This is a genomic window from Pseudomonas quasicaspiana, from assembly GCF_021147825.1.
In the GTDB taxonomy this organism is placed as follows: domain Bacteria; phylum Pseudomonadota; class Gammaproteobacteria; order Pseudomonadales; family Pseudomonadaceae; genus Aquipseudomonas; species Aquipseudomonas quasicaspiana.
In genome coordinates this window covers 1-21317 of sequence record NZ_JAGTPI010000085.1, presented here as the reverse complement: position 1 = coordinate 21317, position 21317 = coordinate 1, and the positions used below count along the sequence as shown (strand labels likewise).

Sequence of the window (21317 nt, the reverse complement as noted above, 5' to 3'; positions counted from 1 at the left end):
ACGCAGATTCTGAACCGTGGGCAACCCGGCAAGGATGCCGGGTTAGCCGCACCGGGCCATGGATGGCCCATTGCGGCGGCCCACGGTTCAGGATCTGCGCGCGGGTACACCGAGCACCAGCGAGGTGCCGAGTGGTGGGGCAAGAGCGTTTTGCTTACTTTTGCGCTTCCCAAAAGTGAGGCGCTGTAAAAGCGCAACCAATATCAGCCCAGACCGCAGTAACGGATATGTACGCAAGAATCACACGTACCACATTCTAAAACCTAAAACAGAAAACTGACCACCCGTTCGGTACTAAACGGCCAGTCCAGTTCCGCGCCGGTATCGACACGACGCAACACCGGAATACGCAAACCATAAGTTTCAAACAACCGCTCGCTGTCGCCGATATCCACCAGTTCCACCAATAGGCCGTGCTCCACCAATGGCATTAACTCGGCTTCAGCAACCTCACACAGATGACACCCCAACGTGCCAAACAACTGACATTCAGGAGGCATACGCATGACCCTCTGCGCAGAAAAATGAGCGCTTATTTTAGGCCTGCCAGTGATAGTCGTCGAGGATGAACCAGCAGATCAAAGCGTCTCCCCGGGGCCCCGCCACTCTGGCGCTTTGTAGACTTGCCCTGCACCGGAAATCCGCATTGAAATACGATCCAGAATCGACTCCGCCGTGTATTTGGGCGTCGTCGCATTGAACGCGATAAACAACAAACCAATCACCAAAGCTGCAGAAGGAATCCGGCCTGGCTGGAAATTTTCCAGACCCAGCAGAAAAAGGCCTGCCGCCAGAGAGCCCAGCAACGCACCGGCAATCGCTTCAGGCAACGGATGAATGAACGGTGCGACGCAGTAAATACTGAACAGCCAGCCCACTACCATGCCAAACGCTGCAGCAGGCCAACTCAACATCGGATGCACCTGCCGAGCGATCAGACTCAAACCCACAGTGAGCACCAGACACGTATTCATCGCATGGCCACTCAGCACATAAATACCGAGACTTTCCAGCGCCACGCCCCAGCCTTTAAAGAGGATTTTACTGACGGCTACGATCGAGTAGACCGCAAAAACAGTGGCAACCCACAGCAGCGCCGAGCGACGCGAGCGGGTCATCCAGAGCCAACCGGTGATGACGATTGCAGCGGGCAGCATGACCGTGATGCCGCCATACGGGGTAAGTGAAACGAGGGTTATATCCAACGGTGACTCCAACACGTAGCACGCCGCCAAATCTTACTGCGCACGCTCCAGGCCAGATGAGCGCGCTCGAAAGTGTTTACGGGCAAAAGCATTGGCCCGATCCAGCACCGGCTTCTCGAAATAGCGATAACCGACCCAGCCGTAACATAGCACCGCACTCATCATCAGTGCTGTGAAGAAAATATTGTCCGCCAGCGTCTCGGGCCAACCGCCCACCAATTGCCAGATACGTCCGATAACCCCCAGCACCAGCAAATGGGACAAGTAGACGGTGTAAGACATGTCGCCGATCAACACCAGTCCCTTGGGCATGGCCACGTGCTCACGACGCTCCAGCAATGCCAGCGTGAACACCAGCAGGCCAAACACCAGGCCGACCACCAGCATCCGTGTCAGACCATGACTTTCAAATAACCCATACAGGCCAATGACCGGAATACCCAATAGCAATACCCCGGCCAACAATCCCCAGACCGCAGCATCGGGGATGCGAACGTTATGTCGGCTGTAAAACAAAAGAGCCATTAACGCTCCGGCGATGAACTCAAGCGCATAAGGATGCAGAACCACTGCCAGCACAGGTGAGTACGCCTGCCAGTCCTCAAGTGTGTTGAACACCAGTAAAACCAATGCCCAGACGGCCAGTAGCCACGGTAAATAGCGCTCCTTGAAAAACAGCAGGACGCTGAACACCAGATAGAACCACAGCTCAAATACAAGCGACCACGCCACCATCACCAGAAGGACCTTTTCACTGGGCAACAACAGAAAAGACAGCCACAGGTTTGACTCCCCGTGACCACTGTTGACCATTGCGGGCTGAATCAGATAAACCGCCAGCGTAATGAAAAAATACAGCCAGTAGGTCGGATAGATACGCGACACACGATTGAACAGGAACCGCTGGCTTTCAACGCCGCTCTGAAAGCGTCCGCGACTGACGATGACCATCACGAAGCCGCTGATGACAAAAAACAAATCGACACCTAATTGAAAGAAATCCAGCCAGCCAGGCAGCAGCCTGTCGCCTCCCGAATATTTCAATTCAACAGCCGTCATATGGAAAAGCACTACGCCCAGCACCGCCAGGCCCCTTAGCCCTTGAAGTGAATACAGCCGCTCCATGTCACCTCCAGCCCATGCCCAAGCGCCAATCGCCAATCGCGGCGTCAGTACTTCCATGAATTACCGAGGCACTCAACTCCTCAGACCAGCAGTCCTTGATACGTGCAGGCCACCAGAATAACGGCCCGACAGCAACACACGATTCTGTATCGGGTGACAGCATAGCCAAGTCTCGCGTGATTGAGGCCAGTGCCTCGCATCTAAATGCAATGCCCAAACGACGCGCCTGCCGGTATTCCTATCGAGACAGAGCCGGAAAAATCATGGAAACTTCAGACCCAGCGCTGGAGCAGTAGAAGTAAAGAAGTACCGGAGACCCTGCGCTCCTGATGAGCGCACAGTCAAAAGGTCGCGCACCAACACACTGCAAAATGCCTTACAGGTCCGTCCAACGATTTCATGCTGCATTGAAGTGAACCTTCAGCAACGCCCTGTACTCGAAACCCCATACGCACTTAATGGAGAGAAAAATGGCACGCCAAACAGCACAGAACGCCCAGGAAATTTTGATGGCTGACTTTCAGGTACTGGTTGCCGACACGGAGAAGCTTCTGGAACACACCGCTTCACTGGCAGGTGCTCAGGCTGACGAACTGCGCAGCCAGATCAATGAAAGCCTCGTGCGAGCCCGCGAAACCCTGAAGCTCACTGAAGAATCCCTCCGCGAACGCGGCAAGGCAGCCGTTGTTGCGACCGAAGATTATGTACAGACAAACCCATGGCAATCAGTCGGCATCGCTGCTGGCGTTGGCTTCCTGATCGGTCTGCTGGCTACAAGGCGCTAACGAATATGGCTCTGGGAACTGAATCCGGTCCGGCATCAGACCAGACCTCATCTTCGCCACGGCGACTGGGTGCGGCGGTCCTTGGGCTGCTGCACAGCCACGTCGAACTGTTCGGCATCGAACTGCAGGAACAAAAAGCACGTACATTGAGCCTGCTGCTATTCGCAGGCCTTGCATTATTGTTCGCCTTGCTTCTGCTGACCGGCTTGTCTGCATTGCTGCTCATCGTGCTGTGGGACAGTTATCGTCTGGCTGGCATCATTGGTCTGTGCGTGTTCTATACGCTGTGCGCGTTGTTCTGCGCCCTGCGCCTCAAAGCTGCCATTTTCGACGAGTCGTCGCCGTTCAATGCGACCCTGGAAGAGCTGGCCAATGACCGTGAGCGACTGATGCGATGAGCTTGCCTGAATCCCACCAGAAACATTCCCGCCGGGAACTTCGCAAGGCCCTTGTTCGCCTGCGCATGGAAATGCACCGCCAGGAAATACGTCAGGAGTCGACGAACCTGATGCTACCGTTGCGTCGGGTTCGCGGCATGACTACCGACTGGCAAGGTACATTGGGCATCAAGCATGCTCCCTTGTGGGGTATGGGCGTGGTCTCGCTTCTCGGATTTCTGGGCGGCAAGGGCGCGAAAGGCAAACGTCCCGGCGGACTCACTCGCATCGTCAAACTCGGTGTAAGTCTGTTGCCGATTATTCGACTGGCTCTGGGTTCCTCCCGAAAACACTAGTGGCAATTGGCTGCGTTCTTGCAGGCAACACTCCCCCATCAGGTTGAATCGACGGCTTCGGGTCCTACTGAAGCCGTCGATTTCGTTGTGGGATACTTTCTTGAAAGCCGTTTCACCAGCCCTTTTTGACCGCCGTTTCTATTGCCGTTAACTGCCGAGTTTACTGAGGAGGCCATGTGATTGATGGGCAACCCCTTGCCTGCTTTCAGCCGTTCATTGATACCGCTACTGGCCGTATTGCTGGTGTTGAAGCATTGGGCCGTGTTCTTCAGGATGACGGCCAACTCAAATCTGTCGGGCCGTTGTTCGCTGATCCGCGAGTACCTGCTGCTGCATTGCGTCGCCTGGATCGTATTATCCGGGACGACGCACTGAGTCGACTTCACCAGGCTCCTGATGACTGGTTTCTGAGCCTGAATATTTCACCACGCTGGATCTCTCGTCTGCGCCCTGGCCAGCCGCTGCCCAGCCTCAAGCAGTTGCAACGAAATGGTGTAGATCCACGCCGTATCGTTTTTGAAATCACTGAACTGGAAGGCAACAGCCAGCGTCTTGCGGAAGTCGTGAGCCGCTATCGCGACGCAGGCGCCCGAATTGCCATTGATGATTTCGGCGCGGGCTACTCCCAACTGGATCGTGTGCTTGCGCTGCAACCTGACATTCTCAAGCTGGACATGCGCTTGTTTCAGGCTGCTGCTAAAGGCGGCCCCAGCAGCGATATCGTGAAGGCCCTGGCCCAGATGGCAGAGAAAACCGGTTGCTGGATTATTGCTGAAGGTGTCGAAACCGAGGCAGAACTGCATTTCGCTCTCGAATGCGGTGCGCGGTATGTACAGGGCTTTCTGTTTGCAAGAGGCGAGCAGGCTTTTTTCGATAAGGATGCGTTCGTCGAACAATTCGCCCGACTGCGCGACTGCTATGTGCAGAAAAAGCTCGCAGAGCGGGCACGGGTGATGGATCTTCGCCAGCAACTGACTTCGTTGATGGCCGCTCTGCAGCGTTGGGATCAGCGTTCCCTCGACCACCTGCCGCAACTGCACGATTACCCCTGGTTGCTACGTTTCTACCAATGCGACCGGCATGGCACCCAGCTCACGCCCAATCTGGAGTGGCGCAACGGCGAATGGCATTCCGATGCGACTTACATAGGCCATAACTGGTCATGGCGTCCCTATTTCTATCATTTGCTTGCAGAAGGCTGGCATGAACGCCGCCTGATACTGTCCAACACCTATCGCGACGCCACGACCAACCAGTACTGCCTGACCGCCGGGCAGTTTTTCGACAACGACCAACGCATACTCCTGATCGATGTCGATGCGATTGGCTTTTAAAGCCTTGCAGCCGGGACACCGAATCAGGAAGCTAGGCAGTCTTTACCGACGGAGTGAACGCCTTGGATTGGCAAACCCTGCTCAACCGCGAACGACTTGGCAAAACCCTGCACAGCCCGGAAGAACTGGGACGCAGTCCTTTTCACAAGGACCACGACCGGATCATCTTTTCCGGCGCTTTTCGACGCCTCGGGCGCAAGACACAAGTGCACCCGGTTTCGAGCAATGACCACATCCATACGCGCCTGACCCACTCACTGGAAGTCAGCTGCGTGGGCCGTTCATTGGGCATGCGTGTCGGTGAAACCCTGCGCAGCGCCCTCCCCGACTGGTGCGATCCCAGTGATCTGGGCATGGTCGTGCAATCAGCCTGCCTGGCCCACGACATTGGCAATCCGCCTTTCGGTCACTCCGGCGAAGACGCGATTCGCAACTGGTTCAATCAGGCTGCAGGCCGTGGCTGGCTGGATGCAATGAGCGAGGTCGAACGTAATGACTTCCTCAATTTCGAAGGCAATGCCCAAGGCTTTCGCGTTCTGACTCAACTGGAATATCACCAGTTCGACGGCGGTACACGGCTGACCTATGCAACCCTTGGCACTTATCTTAAATATCCATGGACGGCGCGCCACGCCGACTCTCTGGGCTACAAGAAACACAAATTTGGCTGCTATCAGAGCGAACTGCCTATTTTGGAGCAAATCGCCCAGAAACTGGGCTTGCCGCAACTTGAAGAGCAACGCTGGGCTCGGCATCCATTGGTGTACCTGATGGAAGCTGCGGACGACATCTGCTACGCGCTGATCGATCTGGAAGATGGCCTGGAAATGGAGCTGCTGGAGTATGCGGAGGTCGAAGCGCTGCTTCTGGGGCTGGTCGGCGATGATTTGCCTGATACCTACCGCCAACTTGGGCCTGATGACTCGCGTCGACGCAAACTGGCAATCCTGCGTGGCAAAGCCATCGAGCATTTGACCAACGCGGCGGCGCGGGCCTTCGTCGAACAACAGGACGCATTGCTGGCTGGCACCCTGAGTGGTGACCTGGTCGAGCATATGCATGGCCCGGCCAAGCGCTGCGTGCTGAGCGCCAAAGACATGGCGCGCAAGAAAATATTCCAGGACAAGCGCAAGACGCTGCATGAAATCGGCGCCTACACAACACTTGAAATACTGCTTAATGCGTTCTGTGGTGCTGCTCTGGAGCAGTTCGGCGGACGTACGCCGTCTTTCAAGCATCGTCGTATTCTGGACCTGCTCGGCAACAGCGCTCCGGATCCCAAGGCACCTCTGCACGCCTCCTTCCTGCGCATGATCGACTTCATCGCCGGTATGACCGACAGCTACGCGAGTGAAATGGCGCGGGAGATGACCGGCCGCTCCAGCCCGATGTAAAGGTCAACAGTTGCCGTCGCTCGCCTGCAAGGGAGCAGACGGCAGCAGTGCTGTGTGCCCGTCATCGCCGCAGCGGTGCCGACGGTGCTGATTTACTACGATGGATCTACCTGATACGACTTAAAGCTTCGGACGTCTCCTACAGCCTTTTAGGAATCGTCTTATCGCAAGCGCTCAATACCTGCCAGATACTCCCGCCCCTTTAGCCGCCATCGCTGGCGCCTCTACATTACCCGCCCACGAGGCCTTGTCGATGCTGCCCGTCGTCGCAGCCTTGCGTCGGCTCAGCATCCGGGCCGCCAACAACTCTTGCCGGATTTCCTGATGTTTAAACATAAATTACGCATTCTGCTGGTGGAAGATCATCCCTTCCAACTGATTGCCACACAGATCATTCTGAACAATCAGGGCTACTTTTTACTGACTCCTGCCCTGACTGCTACCGAGGCCATGCAAGCCATAGAACGAGCCGCCGAGCCTTATGACCTGCTGATTTGCGACCAGCGCCTGCCAGATGGCGCAGGACTCGACATCATAGAGCAGGCGTTTCAGCAAGGCATGGCCCGTTACGCCATCGTCCTCAGCGGGCTGGATAACGCCCAACTGCGTGCCATCGAACACCTGGCGGTTCAGCGCGGGCTGCCTCTGCTGGGTTGTCTTGGCAAACCCCTGCACGGTGCTGACCTTGCCCAACTGCTGGAGCCCTGCTTTCCGGCAAGCTGAACCGCTGAAGCATGGCGGGATGAAAGCCATTACCCGTCTACGCAGACTCTAACGCTGTAGTGAACTACGCTAGTACAACTACCGAAAGCGTATAAACAACGTGTAGGGTAATTCCCGCGCGAAATAAACAACATACACATCGCCCTCCGTTCATCAGAGTAATCCACCGCTGAATTAAACATCACGCATCAGAAAAACAGGCTCCTACGTGCTCCAATACTCTAATTACTGTAGGAACTTTCCTATATATCACCTATAGCAGGGTCTCTTCATGTGCCTGCCCGAACATCTGAGCTAAGGTGCGCCCTTTCCTCGCATCTTGTTATGGATAGAATTATGAACTCAGTTTTTATCATCGACGACCATCCTGTTATTCGCCTTGCCGTTAGAATGCTTCTGGAAAATGAAAACTACGAAGTCGTAGGCGAAACCGATAACGGTGTGGATGCGATGCAAATGGTCCGCGAATGCATGCCGGACCTGATCATCCTCGACATCAGCATCCCCAAGCTGGATGGCCTGGAGGTACTGGCCCGCTTCAACTCGATGGGGCTTGATTCGAAAATTCTGGTCCTGACCTCTCAGACACCGAGTCTTTTTGCGATTCGCTGCATGCAGTCAGGCGCGGCGGGATATGTGTGTAAACAGGAAGATCTCAGCGAATTACTCAGTTCGGTGAAAGCGGTATTATCCGGCTACAATTACTTCCCAAGCCAGGCACTCACTCCACCCAGTGTAGAAAACGGTCAACCCAGCGAAATAGAGCTGTTCAAGTTAGTCAATGATCGCGAATTGATGGTACTGCAATTATTTGCCCAAGGTAGAACGAACAAGGAAATTGCCAAGGGCATGTTTCTCAGCAACAAGACAGTCAGTACTTACAAAACACGCCTGATGCAGAAACTCAGGGTCAAAACCCTGGTAGAACTAATCGAAATGGCAAAACGCAACGCGCTAGTGTGAGGAACAGGATGTCCAGGCGCTTTAAGTACTATTTGATCCTGACCATGAGCTTTTGCCTGAGTCTGGGGTGTCAGGCCGCTTTCGCTGCAGCCGAACTCTACACCCTGCTGGGCCGCTCCAGCATCGGGCATATGGAGCTGCAACTGGACAAGACCCAATGGCAGTGGATACGCAATAAGCGTGAGCTGATTCTGGGGACTTCGGCTCCCGACTATCCGCCATTTGACATGACGCTGACCGGGCGCGACTACGAAGGGTTCACCGCCGACTACGCAAACATCATTTCCAGAGCGCTGGATCTGCCGGTCAAGGTGCTTCGCTTTGAATCCAGGCAGGCGGCCATCGCTGCCCTTGGCACCGGGCAGATCGACTTGCTGGGCAGCGCGAACGGGTTCGAAGCGATAGACCAGAAGATCAAGCTCTCTACCCCCTACGCGGTGGATCAGCCGGTGCTGGTCACCCGCACCGGTGAAACACGCTCGCTCACCGATGGCCTGGCAGAAATGCGCCTGAGCATGGTCTACCACTACCTGCCACCGGAGGAAATCCAGAAGCTTTATCCCAACGCAGCGCTGAAAACCTATCCGTCATTTCAAAGCGCGATCAATGCCGTTGCCTTCAATCAGGCAGACGTCTTTCTTGGAGACACTATTTCTACCCAATACATGATCAACAAGGGGTACCTCAACAACATCCAGATGGCCAATTTCGGCAGACACGAACCCGACGGCTTCAGTTTTGCGGTCGATGGTGAAAACAATCAGTTGCTGGATATCATCAACCGCACGCTCAAGGCCATTCCGGTTGAAGAGCGCATCGCGATTTCCAGGCGCTGGGGTGCCAGCGACCTGATGCTGACTGACCAGAAGCTGCAATTGACTCACCGGGAGGAGCGCTGGATCGAACAGCACCCGAACGTCAGAGTCGTGATCAACGAATCATACGCGCCGCTGACGTTCTTTGATGCCAGCGGCAACTTTCGTGGAATAACCGCCGACTTGCTTGAACTGGTGCGCCTGCGCACCGGTTTGCGTTTCGAGATTACCCGGGCGCCCACCATGGCCGATATGATGAGTCAGGTCAGTCAGGGCCAGGCGGACCTGATCAGCGCCCTGATTCCCAGTGAAGAACGCGAAGATCAATTCAGTTTCAGTCGGCCTTACCTGGACAACTCATTCGTACTGATCACGCGCAAATGGCCTGAGAATTCGATCAATCTTGAGCAATTGAGTGGCAAGCGGGTCGCAATCACTTTGGGCAGCCCTATCCTGCCTTTCCTGCGGCGGGAGTTCCCCACGGTAGTCCCCATCGAAGTCGATAACCCCTTTCAGACTCTGGAAATGCTTGCCCAAGGCAGGGTCGAAGCGGCGATCACCTCCCTGGTGAGCGCCAACTATTTCCTGAGCTCAGGAATATTTGAAAACCGGTTACAAATAACCACGACCGTTGGCGACAAACCTGCGCTGATTGCTATGGCCACTTCCCGAAAAGCCACGGAGTTGATCAGTATTCTCGACAAGGCGCTGTCCAGCATCGCACCGCAGGAACTCGCAGCGATTAACAACCGCTGGCGCTCCTTCACTCCTTCTGGCGGCAACTGGCAGGATTACCAGCGGCAGATTTATCAGATCGTACTGGGGGCTGGCCTGCTATTACTCGGTTCGCTGGCCTGGAACGCTTACATGCGCCGCCAGATCAAACAACGCGAGCAGGCCGAGCGGGCTTTGAACGATCAGTTCGAATTCATGAGAGCACTGGTCAATGGCAGCCCGCACCCTATCTACGTGCGTGACCGTGAAGGCCTTCTGCGCATGTGCAATGACAGCTACCTGAAGGCATTTGACGCGCAACGTGAAGATGTACTCGACAAAGGGGTTACCGAGGGCGTTCTGAGTAATGTTTTCGAGGCCAGGGAATTCGCCAGCGACTATCAACTGGTCATGGCGACAAACAACCCCATGATTCTTGACCGCACGTTGCAGATCGGAGAGCGGCAACTGACGATCTATCACTGGATTTTGCCTTTTCGGGACTCGCTGGGAGAAGTAAAGGGCATTATTGGCGGCTGGATCGATATCAGTGAACGCCGACAACTGATCGAAGACCTGCGCTCGGCCAAGGATCAGGCCGATAACGCCAACCGTGCGAAAAGCACCTTCCTGGCCACCATGAGTCACGAAATACGCACGCCGATGAATGCTGTGATCGGCATGCTCGAACTGGCGCTCAAACGTGCCGATCAAGGCCACATGGACCGCCCTGCCGTTGAGGTTGCCTACAGCTCGGCCAAGGATTTGCTTGAACTGATTGGCGACATTCTCGACATCGCACGCATTGAATCCGGACGGCTGACCTTGAGCCCGGAACGCGCCAACCTGCGCCAACTGGTCGAGTCCGTTGTGCGAGTATTCGACGGACTGGCCCGGCAAAAAAGCCTCAGCCTGTTGCTCGATCTGGACAGTGGCATCAACGCCGACGTGCTGATTGATCCGTTACGCTTCAAGCAAATCCTTTCCAACCTGATCAGTAATGCAATCAAGTTCACGGAAAAGGGCCAGATCAGAATCACCTTGCAGACCGAAACCGGCACTGATCCGCGACAACTGCAACTGCACGTCAGTATTCAGGACACAGGCATAGGTATCAGCGAGAAGGATCTGCAACGCTTGTTCGAACCTTTTGCGCAGGCTGACGACAATGGTCAACAGGCGCGCACCGGAGCAGGTCTGGGGCTGGTGATATGCCGCAGCCTGTGCGAAATGATGGGCGGCACACTTGAGTTGGACAGTGAGCAGGGTAAAGGCACGCAGGTTCACATGACTTTCAACCTGACCACGCTGGAGCCTTTGGCGACGCTGAGCGAGCAACCTGATAACCCTGCCATGGCAAACGCCACGCTGAATATCCTGGTGGTGGATGATCATCCGGCCAACTCCTTGTTGCTTTGCCAGCAGCTGGAGTTTCTCGGGCATCGCTGTGCAGTGGCAGAACAGGGCGAGCAAGGGTTACAGCTTTGGCTGGAGGGTTACTTCGATGTGGTCGTGACCGACTGCAATATGCCCATCATGAATGGTTACGACCTGACACGGGCCATCCGCCTCCAGGAGCATGAAACCGGGCAACAGCGCTGTGCGATATGGGGTTTTACCGCCAATGCGCAACCGGAAGAAACACAACGCTGTCGTGAAGCGGGTATGGACGATTGTCTGTTCAAACCAATCAGCCTCACATCCCTGAGCGAACGGCTAGGCAGCGTTCATCCACGGGGAGACGCATTGACCGAGAGCGAGCAGACTCCACCCGTTAAACCGCAACCGCCATTCAACATGGCCAGTATCAGTGCCCTTACCGGTGAACGTCCGGAAATGATTCAGCGCCTGCTCAAACAACTCCTGCGCAGCACCGAGGAGGATCGGCATCAGTTGACGGCTCTGCAAGCGCCAGGAGATCAATACGAGTTGTGCCAGCTTGCCCACAGGATCAAAGGTGCGGCGCGAATCATTCGGGCAACCAGAGTGATTGAAACGTGCGATGCATTAGAGGATGCATGTCAGGAGACATCGGCAGAGGAAGAAATCAGGGATGTTCAACAAGCCATGGAGGTTGCCATGCTCGATCTGGAGCAGGCTTTGCGAGACGCTCTGAACAGAGCCGTGTGACGAGGGGGAATAAAGCGGCGGGCCTTAAGCCCGCCGCGGGAACATCAAGCTACCGAATTGATCGGTGTTTCCGGGTGCCAGGCATCCATCAACGGGCTGACTTCAACCTTGGTCAGTTCGCTGCGGCCCTTGAGCCATGCTTCAACGACTGCGCGCTGCTCTTCATTGACGGAACCACGTTTTGCCAGGCAAACCAGACCGAAGTCATCACCGCCAACGTAGTCAAGACCGTTGGCGTCCATGGCTTCAGTCAGAAAAGCGTTGAGGAATGCGTCGATCGCCTCTTCATCCAGGTCTTCCTTGAAGTCCAGGTTCAGCTCAAAACCCAACTCCTGGAATTCATCCACGCAGAGTTTTTTGCGCAGACGACGGGAACGATTAGTGGCCATTGGAACAATCCTCTTGAGTAATATCGGGGCGCACTTTATCAGTTTGGAAAGGCAAATGCCCATAAAACCGGCACAGCGCGATAATGCCTGCGACATCAATAGCGAGCTGATTATGCATTGCGATGACAAAAATACTTTATTCAGAGGCCTGGGCGGGACCCAAGTCGCCCACGATTGGGGCATAATGCCGCTCAATTCAGACGTATTACATATTGTTAGCGAAACTGTTTGAAGCCACTGGTATTCACGTCATCTTTATTTTTGTCGAGGGAATCCATCTATGCCCTCTCGTGTCCCGTCTTTGTTGTAGGGGTTACTGAATGATCAAATCATTGCGTCCACTGTTTTTTGCCACCCTTCTATTTCCACTGGCCTTGCCGGCTCACGCCGCGCCCGTCAACACTTCGCTCCCCCCCAAGGTCCAGCAAGCACTCAAAGCCAGCAAGCTGGGCAATGACGCATTGTCCCTGGTAATGCTGCCACTCAACGGTCAAGGCACTCCGACCGTATTCAATGCCGACGTCTCCGTAAACCCGGCATCGACCATGAAACTGGTCACGACGTACGCAGCGCTGGAAATACTGGGCCCAACCCACCAGTGGAAAACCGAATTCTTTACCGATGGCACGCTCAATAATGGCGTACTGCGCGGCAACCTTTACCTCAAGGGCGGCGGCGACCCCAAACTGAACATGGAGAAGCTCTGGCTGTTGATGCGTGACCTGCGGGCCAATGGCGTACAACAGGTAACCGGTGACCTGGTACTGGATCGCAGCCACTTTGTACAACCGCAATTGCCGGTGTTCGATGATGACGGCAACGACAGAAACAAGCCGTTTCTGGTCAAACCCGACTCGCTGATGGTCAACCTCAAGGCGCTACGCTTCATCACGCGTAACGACGGCGGCAAGGTCATGGTCTCGGTGGAACCGCCGATTGCGACCATTCGCGTCGATAATCAGGTCAAAGCTATCGCGTCCAAACAGTGCGGTGACGTTCGTTACAACCCGGTCACGCAGCCAGATGGCACCGTCAATGTGACCGTTACGGGCCAACTCGGTGACGGCTGCAATTCGCAGACTTACCTGTCGCTGCTCGACCATCCGACTTACGCAGCAGGCGCAGTGCGCGCTATCTGGCAGGAACTGGGCGGCACCATCCAGGGCAAAGACCGGGTAGACGTCGTACCGGGCAGCGCCAAGCTGCTGGCAAGGGCTTTTTCGCCGGATCTGGTTGAAGTCATTCGTGATATCAACAAATTCAGTAACAACACCATGGCCCAGCAGTTATTCCTGAGCCTCGGTTCAGAGTTCCGCAATGATGCAGACGGTGACGATGCCAAGGCAGCACAGCGGGTCATTCGCCAGTGGCTGGCCAAGAAAGGCATCACCGCACCGCATCTGGTGATGGAGAACGGCTCGGGGTTGTCCAGGGATGAGAGGGTCAGCGCCCGTGAAATGGCCATCCTCCTGCAGGCGGCGTGGAAAAGCCCCTACGCAGCAGAGTTCATGAGTTCGATGCCACTGGCAGGCATGGACGGCACGATGCGCAAACGCCTCAAACGCACCCCGCTACTGGGTGAAGCACATATCAAGACCGGCACCCTGAACAACGTCCGCGCCATTGCCGGCTTCAGTCGCGACAGCAACGGCAACACCTGGGCTGTGGTCGCCATCCTCAACGACCCACGCCCGTGGGGCGCGTCTTCGGTGCTCGATGAAGTACTGGTCGAGCTGTATCGCCAGCCAAAGCTGGGTGATAACACCGTGTCGATACGGCAGCAGTGAAGAATTGCAGTAAATGACTATGTAGGAGCGCACGAGCACCGCGAGGCCGAGATGGCGGTGCATCAGGCAGATCGCTATCGCTGCCTCGCGGTGCTCGCTAGCGCCTACAGGGAAATGCATTTCAGCTCAGATATCGATGTGCTGGCACCTGTAAGCCTGCTCCTGCCACTCACACACTCGCCTCCCCCTGCTTCTCACCCTCCACTCGATCCCGTCCCGCCTGTTTGGCGGCATAGACACCGGAGTCGGCACGTAGCAGCAGCGCATCGGCATCCTCACCTTCACGCCAGCTCGCCACGCCAAAACTGGCGGTGACAAGACCGACGCCATCCACCGGCTGGCTGCGCAGAACGTTCCAGAGCTGGATCGCCAGTTCATGCGCCGCAAATGCAGTGCTCCCCGGGCAAAGCACCATAAACTCTTCACCACCCAGACGGCAGAACACGTCACTACGGCGCAAGCGAGTGGTGATTCGTTGGCAAATGACCTGCAGCACCTTATCGCCCACCGCATGACCATGCTGATCATTGACGCGCTTGAAGTGATCAATGTCCAGCATGATCAATGACAAGGCTCCGCCATGACGGTTGACCCTCGCCAGCTCAGCACTCAGGCGTTCCTGGAAATAACGCCGGTTGTAGGCGCCGGTCAGCACGTCGGTGACTGACATCGCGCGCAACTCTTCCTCCACGCGTTTCATGTCAGTGATCTCGGAAAGGAATCCATGCCAGACCACGCCGCCGCCAGCCTGAGCTTCCGGCATGGCGTGGCTGTGTACCCAACGCAGTCCATGCCCTGGAACATTGAGTCGATACTCGTCCTGCCAAGGCGTCATGTGTTGCGCCGAAGCGCGCATGGAGTCTTTCACACGTCTTACATCCAGCGGATCAACACGGGCAAACACCGACTTGAAATCAAGCAGCATTTGCTCACGGGTCATACCATGCAGTTCGCACATGCCATCGTTGATGTAATTGAATCGCGACTCACCGCTGGCATCGATCTGAAACTGGAAAATCCCCCCGGGCACGTGTGCGCTGATTTTCTTCAGTAACATGTCACGTGCGGCCAGAGCTTCGTAAACCAGTTTGCGCTCAGTGACATCGATACAAACAGCCAGATACCCCACCCACTGCTCATGCTCGTTGCGCACCGCGGTCAAAAGCATATTGACCACGAGCGAACTTCCGTCATGCCGGATAAACGTCCACTCGTGAGACTTGTGAGGGGCGTCATCGTCGGCCTCAACGAAAATCGCCTGACTGGCCGTCACCCGATAGCCATAAGCCTGACTCAGATGTTGAGCATGCGCTTCCAGCTCGGCCGGCATCTGCAGGTCCTTGAGCTGAAGCTGACCCAGCACCTCTTCCTCTTGATAACCCAACATCTTCTGGGCACCGACATTGAAGGTGCTGATAACGCCGTTAAGATCCGTTGCAATAATCGCAACGTCGGTAGCGGCGTTCAGCACGCTACTGAGTTGTCCGTGAGCACCGCGCAATTGCCGCTCGCGCAGCCGAAGTTCAGAAGTGCGCTCGTCCACCAGACGCAAGGCACGCTGGCGCTGACTGATCAGGTTGTACAGCAACGCACTCAACAGCAGGCTCAGCAGCCCGCCCATGAGAATCACACTTCCCACCAGCGACTGGTTGCTTGTCATGAACGCCGCGGTCGGCCGAATTTCCAGCAGGTAGTCACGGTTGGCCAGCCCCAGCAAGGTACTGACGCGTATCTCGCCGGTTACTGCGGGGATGGGCGACTGATAAAGCAGTTGTTGTTCGACTGGCGAGGCGAGATCGCTCATGGTCAAGGTCAGGTTGTCCTGAGACGGCAACCCCTCAGTCATCAGCTTGCTGAGGCTGATGACCGCCATGACATAACCGCTGACATCTGCAGCCTCGCCCACCGGATTGGTGCTGGAAGACATCACCGGCGCCAGCAGCAATACCCCACTGGAGTTGCCCGGCTCCAGCGCCACTAGACTCATGCGCGGTGTCGCGACCATAGCACCCAACTTGCCCGCCAGATCAACAGCGCTACGGCGAACGCTCTCGGAGCCGATATCAAACCCCAGTGGCAAAGGCTCGGTGCTGCGCGAACGCGTAAACAGAACCGGAAAGTAATCAGAGCGTACGTCCGCAGGTGCAAGCACGCCTTCTTGAGTCACTTCACGTATCGAAAAGCCTGTCAGCCCTTCTGTAACGGTCTGCCGTTCAAACTGGTGACGCTGGGCATTCGTCACTTTTGGCGCCCATGAGTAAGCCTCGGTGCCGATCAGCAACGGATCAGCGAAGCCGTTGAATTCAGCTCGGGTGACGACAGTGGAGAACATGAAGAAACGACGCAGGCTGTCCAGGCGGTAAACCTGGCCGTCGAGCCGCTCCTGAATGCGACTGAAGCGCTCATTGGCCAACAGATCAAAACGCTGACGCAGTTGACGTTCATAAAGCTCGGAGTTGGCGAACGCCAACAATACAGTCAGAGCAGCACCTACCAGAAAGGCGAATGCGGCAACGACCCACGCGGAGGCCTGCTCATTGATAAAGCCGAGAATCCTGGGACGAATCTGACTCGTGGGCATCATTCGACACTCGCAACGCCACAGCATAGCGAAGCGTCACGCTGGCTGTAGCTCACTTATAGCTATTAGCCAGTATTTTGCCTAGCCTGACTCGGTACCGATTGCACATCGATCCATCACAAATGCGAACGGATCGATGTGCGGATCGATTATCTGGCTGTGATTTTCCACGCCTTATGGATTTTGCTGTTGCGGGCGAAGTCAGGGTCAATGGTCTGGGCGGTGATGTCTTCCACGGCATAACGCTGTGCAAGATTTTCATCGAGAACAAACTTGCGGAAGTTATTCGAGAAATACAGCACGCCACCGGGCGCAAGACGGGCCATGGCCAGATCCAGCAATTGCACCTGATCGCGTTGCACGTCGAAAATCCCTTCCATGCGCTTGGAGTTGGAGAAGGTCGGCGGATCGATGAAGATCAGGTCGTACTCTTCACGACAGGCGTCCAGCCAAGCCATCACGTCACCCTGCTCAAGACGGTTCTTGTCGGAGAAACCGTTCAGCGACAGGTTGCGCCGCGCCCAGTCAAGATACGTCCGGGACAAGTCGACACTGGTGGTACTGCGCGCGCCGCCTTTGGCGGCATGTACGCTGGCCGTCGCCGTGTACGAGAACAGGTTGAGGAAACGTTTGCCCTGAGCCTCGCGCTGAATACGCATGCGCATGGCGCGGTGATCCAGGAACAGCCCCGTGTCCAGATAGTCCGTCAGGTTGACCAGCAGCTTGACGCCGCCTTCGTTGACCTCGACAAACTGCCCTTGAGCACTTTGACGCTCGTATTGTTTGGTGCCGCTCTGGCGCTCGCGACGCTTGATGACCACGCGGCTCTTGTCGACATTCAGCGCCTGAGGGATAGCCGCCAATGCATCGAACAGGCGAGCCGAGGCCTTTTCCGGATCGATGGACTTGGGCGCAGCATATTCCTGAACGTGTACCCAATCCTGATACAGATCGATGGCCAGCGAGTATTCAGGCATGTCGGCGTCATACACGCGATAGCAATCAATGCCCTCGCGACGTACCCACTTGCCCAGCAACTTGAGATTCTTCTGCAGGCGGTTGGCAAACATCTGCCCGCCTTCGCTCAAGCGCGGCTGCTCGACCACCACAGGAGCCGGTTTGATCGGGTTACCGTTCTTGTTGTACTTCTCGTATTTACCTGGGGTCACCAGCGGGCTGGTGTCTTCCGGCTCGACGTGTTCACGTTCAACCTGACGCTGTTCGGCAGTCCGGCGTTCGCCGGTCACGAACTGGTCAGGCAACACCTTGATCAGCAGCAGCTTGCACGGCAAGGCGCCGTTCCAGAAAGCGTATTGCTTGTGGCTGCGAATACCCATGCGTTTGCCCAGATCCGGAGCGCCGGTAAATACCGCGGCTTCCCAGTTCAGACAGGCCTGACGCAGACGCTCACCAAGGTTCTGGTAGAGATAGAGCAGACTGGCTTCGTCGCCCAGTCGCTCGCCGTATGGGGGGTTACAGATCACCAGACCCTTCTGATTCTGGTCAGGGCGCGGCTCGAATGTCGCCACTTCGCCCTGGTAAATCTTGATCCATTCGCTGAGACCGGCACGCTCGACGTTATTGCGGCCCGGTTGAATCAGACGAGGGTCCGCTTCATAGCCACGAATCCACAGCGGCGGCTTGGCGAGACCGGCTTCGGCACGTTCCTGCGCCTCGTCGTGCAGCTTGCGCCACAGGGCGGGCACGTGGCCGAGCCATGCCGAGAACCCCCAACGCTCACGCTTGAGGTTTGGTGCAATGTCGGCAGCAATCATCGCCGCTTCAACCAGGAATGTGCCCACGCCGCACATCGGGTCAGCCAGCGCGCCGCCTTCAGCAGCAATGCGCGGCCAGCCTGCACGAATCAGAATTGCGGCAGCCAGGTTTTCCTTCAACGGTGCAGCTCCCTGCTGCAAGCGATAACCACGCTGGTGCAGGCTGTGGCCGGACAGGTCCAGGGACAGAATTGCTTCGCCACGGTCCAGACGCAAATGCACGCGCAGATCCGGATTCAACTTGTCCACTGACGGCCGCGAACCGTCAGGCATGCGCAGTTTGTCGACAATGGCGTCCTTGACCTTCAGGGCGCCGAAATGGGTGTTGTCGATGCCTGAACCATGGCCGCTGAACTCAACTGCCAGCGAGCCATCCGGCTCAAGATGATCATGCCAGTCGACATGCAACACGCCGTTGTACAGGTCTTCGGCATCCTTCATCGGGAAACGCTTGAGGACCAGCAACACGCGGTTGGCTAAACGCGACCAGAGGCATAGCCGGTAAGCGGTCTCCATGTCGGCACTGCCGCGAATGGCTGAGGTATGTTCGCGGGTTTCCTCGAGGCCAAGCGCAGTGGCTTCCTCTGCAAGAAGCCCTTCCAGGCCTTTAGGACAGGTGAGGAAAAGTTCGTAACGGTCCGACATGAGTATTCCAGGGCTTTAGCCATAAGCGGCGGACAACGCATTGCCCGACCAGATTTAAAACAGGCGTCTTTCTTGGAGAACGCCTGCGCGGCACACAATTTGTGCCAGACCACCTCATGAGCCTATACGTCATCAAGGCAGTCATCCCTGGACCATCATGGCCAAGGGAGATTTAAAAACCACTATTCAGCACGACGACCTTCGCAATAAAAAGTCACATCGCGACCCTTCGTCGATTTAGGCCTACTTGCAACAGGCCATCATCTGCGGTTGCGAAACAGTCGCAACATTTCTTGCAAGCCTTGCCAGTTCAGGGCTGCCGAAATAATCAACTTTGAAACACAAGCTTGCTTATGTTCCAGTTATTACAAATATGACGTGCTTATGACAAAACGATCATTCACAGCACTCGATCCATTGGTTAGAAATCACCACAGGTTGTCACCGCAACGGTGAGAACACCAAAGCCCGCGACGCCGGCAGCGGGTACCAACGGCAGAAAATTTTCTGCCCGACCTCGACATGAGGTCTCAGGGACATAACAGTCAACAAACGAGGGCAACACCCTATGAGAAGACTTAAGCGTGATCCGTTGGAAAGAGCATTTTTACGCGGATATCAGTACGGCGTTCATGGTAAATCCCGTGAGCTTTGCCCTTTTACTCTACCGTCGGTACGCCAAGCCTGGATCAATGGCTGGCGAGAAGGACGTGGCGACAACTGGGACGGTATGACCGGCACTGCGGGAATCCACAGACTCAACGAACTTCACGCGGTCGGATAACCAGGTAACTTCCGATCAGTCCATCAAATCTCTGAAATCGTGTCAAAACCAGAAGCGTCCCATCCGGGCGCCGGGCGCAAGCCCAAGGGGTTCCTTGAAGGAGCCCCTTTTTTTGCCCTCAGTATTTGCGCATCGCGGCGATAGCATCCACCGACTGGCGAATCAACGCCGGGCCTTTATAGATGAAGCCGGAGTAGATCTGGACAAGGCTCGCGCCAGCAGCGATTTTCTCAGCCGCGTGTTTGCCTTCGGTGATCCCGCCTGCCGCAATGATTGGCATCCGCCCGGAAAGTTCGCCAGCCAGTACCTTCACGGTATGGGTGCTCTTCTCACGCACTGGAGCACCGGACAGACCGCCCGCCTCGTCACCATGGGGCAAGCCTTCGACGCCCACGCGGCTCAGGGTGGTGTTGGTGGCAATCACCGCATCCATTCCTGACTCGATCAACGCAGCGGCAACCAGGACGGTTTCTTCGTCGGTCATGTCCGGCGCGATCTTGATAGCCAGCGGCACACGCTTGCCATGCAATTGGGTCAGCGCGTCCTGACGAACCCGCAACGCTTCGAGCAACTGCTTGAGCGAGTCACCAAACTGAAGACTACGCAGGCCTGGGGTGTTGGGGGAACTTACGTTGACCGTTACGTAGCTGGCATGGGCGTACACCTTGTCCAGACAGATCAGGTAGTCGTCCACTGCCCGCTCGACAGGCGTGTCGAAGTTCTTGCCAATATTGATACCCAGAATGCCTTTGTAGCTGGCGGCCTGAACCCGGGCCACAAGATTATCAACGCCCAGGTTATTGAAGCCCATGCGGTTGATGATCGCTTCAGCCTGCGGCAAACGGAAAATCCGCGGCTTGGGATTACCCGGCTGAGGACGCGGCGTCACGGTACCAATTTCAACGAAGCCGAAACCCAGTTGGGCAAACCCGTCGATGGCTGCGCCATTTTTGTCCAGACCCGCGGCAAGCCCGACCGGATTGGGAAAATCCAGGCCCATGACGTTCACCGGCAGACGCGCGGGCGCCTTGCTCAACAAGCCATTGATGCCCAATCGGCCACCAGCGCCAATCAGATCAAGCGACAGGTCGTGGGAGGTTTCCGGGGAAAGTTTGAACAGTAACTGGCGGGCCAGGTTATACATGGGCGGGCGCGGCTCGTAAGAAGCTGAATTCAGGGCGGCGATTATAGACGTCTGTGCGATTGCGTGCGAGGCATGCCTGCAGGCTTTTGCGGTATAGGTATTTAGATAACCCCTGCATTGAGCACCATCCATTGCTGCGGTAACGGCTTCTTTGGGGTTGCGCCCTTACGGCGCCTCACTTTTGAAAGGAGCCCAAAAGTAAGCAAAAGGCTCTTGCCCCACCACTGGGTGCCTCGCTGTCGCTCGGCATACCCGTAATCCGACATTGCTGCGTGGGGCCGCCGCCACCGG

The 21317-nt window shown here is 56.1% G+C and carries 18 protein-coding genes and 1 pseudogene; 12 read left to right on the top strand and 7 right to left on the bottom strand.

Annotated features, from left to right (window positions below; translation table 11 throughout):
* Positions 1 to 189, top strand: a pseudogene (locus KDX30_RS27705) (hypothetical protein); the annotation flags it as partial.
* 74 nt (positions 190 to 263) lie between these two features.
* On the opposite strand, the gene KDX30_RS27700 reads toward KDX30_RS27705, so the two are convergent.
* From KDX30_RS27700 to KDX30_RS27690, 3 genes are all read right to left on the bottom strand, one after another.
* The gene (locus KDX30_RS27700) at positions 264 to 500 is read right to left on the bottom strand and encodes a glutaredoxin family protein (protein ID WP_231678075.1); all 237 of its coding nucleotides are present in this window, start codon (positions 498 to 500) and stop codon (positions 264 to 266) included.
* Positions 501 to 578: 78 nt separating this feature from the next.
* Complete coding sequence (locus KDX30_RS27695; RefSeq protein ID WP_317633760.1) at positions 579 to 1205, bottom strand: hypothetical protein; 627 nt, start codon at positions 1203 to 1205, stop codon at positions 579 to 581.
* A 33-nt stretch (positions 1206 to 1238) separates the two neighbouring features.
* On the bottom strand, positions 1239 to 2330 hold the full coding sequence (locus tag KDX30_RS27690) for an acyltransferase family protein (RefSeq protein WP_231678074.1): 1092 nt from the start codon (positions 2328 to 2330) through the stop codon (positions 1239 to 1241).
* A gap of 470 nt (positions 2331 to 2800) precedes the next feature.
* On the opposite strand from KDX30_RS27690, the gene KDX30_RS27685 reads away from it, so the two are divergent.
* From KDX30_RS27685 to KDX30_RS27650, 8 genes are all read left to right on the top strand, one after another.
* The gene (locus tag KDX30_RS27685) at positions 2801 to 3115 is read left to right on the top strand and encodes a DUF883 family protein (RefSeq protein ID WP_027898740.1); all 315 of its coding nucleotides are present in this window, start codon (positions 2801 to 2803) and stop codon (positions 3113 to 3115) included.
* A gap of 5 nt (positions 3116 to 3120) precedes the next feature.
* Positions 3121 to 3513 (top strand): phage holin family protein, encoded by a 393-nt coding sequence (locus KDX30_RS27680; RefSeq protein ID WP_231678072.1) that lies wholly within the window; start codon positions 3121 to 3123, stop codon positions 3511 to 3513.
* A complete protein-coding gene (locus KDX30_RS27675; RefSeq protein WP_027898742.1) occupies positions 3510 to 3848 on the top strand; it encodes a hypothetical protein in 339 nt (112 codons plus the stop codon). The genes KDX30_RS27680 and KDX30_RS27675 overlap by 4 nt, the downstream gene beginning before the upstream one ends.
* A gap of 176 nt (positions 3849 to 4024) precedes the next feature.
* Entirely contained in the window at positions 4025 to 5182 is a 1158-nt protein-coding gene (locus KDX30_RS27670; RefSeq protein WP_231678071.1) for an EAL domain-containing protein, read from the top strand.
* A gap of 62 nt (positions 5183 to 5244) precedes the next feature.
* Complete coding sequence (locus tag KDX30_RS27665; protein ID WP_027898744.1) at positions 5245 to 6576, top strand: deoxyguanosinetriphosphate triphosphohydrolase; 1332 nt, start codon at positions 5245 to 5247, stop codon at positions 6574 to 6576.
* Positions 6577 to 6900: 324 nt separating this feature from the next.
* A complete protein-coding gene (locus tag KDX30_RS27660; RefSeq protein WP_122395424.1) occupies positions 6901 to 7299 on the top strand; it encodes a response regulator in 399 nt (132 codons plus the stop codon).
* Between the two features lie 336 nt (positions 7300 to 7635).
* Positions 7636 to 8262 carry a response regulator transcription factor gene (locus KDX30_RS27655; protein WP_231678070.1) on the top strand — a complete coding sequence of 209 codons (627 nt, stop codon included), beginning with the start codon at positions 7636 to 7638 and terminating at the stop codon, positions 8260 to 8262.
* An 8-nt stretch (positions 8263 to 8270) separates the two neighbouring features.
* Positions 8271 to 11921 (top strand): transporter substrate-binding domain-containing protein, encoded by a 3651-nt coding sequence (locus KDX30_RS27650; protein ID WP_231678069.1) that lies wholly within the window; start codon positions 8271 to 8273, stop codon positions 11919 to 11921.
* Positions 11922 to 11965: 44 nt separating this feature from the next.
* Here the strand turns inward: KDX30_RS27650 and KDX30_RS27645 are convergent, their stop codons facing one another.
* Positions 11966 to 12310, bottom strand: a complete 345-nt coding sequence (locus tag KDX30_RS27645; protein WP_027898748.1) for a YggL family protein — start codon at positions 12308 to 12310, stop codon at positions 11966 to 11968.
* On the opposite strand from KDX30_RS27645, the gene KDX30_RS27640 reads away from it, so the two are divergent.
* Together KDX30_RS27640 and dacB are read left to right on the top strand one after the other, a co-directional pair.
* Positions 12303 to 12542: a hypothetical protein gene (locus KDX30_RS27640; protein ID WP_231678068.1), complete on the top strand. Its 240-nt coding sequence runs from the start codon at positions 12303 to 12305 to the stop codon at positions 12540 to 12542. The two genes, KDX30_RS27645 and KDX30_RS27640, sit on opposite strands and share 8 nt — an antisense overlap.
* Positions 12543 to 12630: 88 nt before the next feature.
* On the top strand, positions 12631 to 14097 hold the full coding sequence (gene dacB, locus KDX30_RS27635; protein ID WP_231678067.1) for a D-alanyl-D-alanine carboxypeptidase/D-alanyl-D-alanine endopeptidase: 1467 nt from the start codon (positions 12631 to 12633) through the stop codon (positions 14095 to 14097).
* 169 nt (positions 14098 to 14266) lie between these two features.
* Here the strand turns inward: dacB and KDX30_RS27630 are convergent, their stop codons facing one another.
* Both KDX30_RS27630 and rlmKL read right to left on the bottom strand, forming a co-directional pair.
* Entirely contained in the window at positions 14267 to 16678 is a 2412-nt protein-coding gene (locus tag KDX30_RS27630; protein ID WP_231678073.1) for a sensor domain-containing diguanylate cyclase, read from the bottom strand.
* Between the two features lie 149 nt (positions 16679 to 16827).
* Complete coding sequence (gene rlmKL, locus KDX30_RS27625; protein ID WP_231678066.1) at positions 16828 to 19098, bottom strand: bifunctional 23S rRNA (guanine(2069)-N(7))-methyltransferase RlmK/23S rRNA (guanine(2445)-N(2))-methyltransferase RlmL; 2271 nt, start codon at positions 19096 to 19098, stop codon at positions 16828 to 16830.
* 568 nt (positions 19099 to 19666) lie between these two features.
* On the opposite strand from rlmKL, the gene rmf reads away from it, so the two are divergent.
* On the top strand, positions 19667 to 19882 hold the full coding sequence (gene rmf / locus KDX30_RS27620; protein ID WP_002553055.1) for a ribosome modulation factor: 216 nt from the start codon (positions 19667 to 19669) through the stop codon (positions 19880 to 19882).
* A 118-nt stretch (positions 19883 to 20000) separates the two neighbouring features.
* Here the strand turns inward: rmf and KDX30_RS27615 are convergent, their stop codons facing one another.
* Complete coding sequence (locus tag KDX30_RS27615) at positions 20001 to 21026, bottom strand: quinone-dependent dihydroorotate dehydrogenase (RefSeq protein ID WP_122396962.1); 1026 nt, start codon at positions 21024 to 21026, stop codon at positions 20001 to 20003.
* Positions 21027 to 21317: the final 291 nt, after the last annotated feature.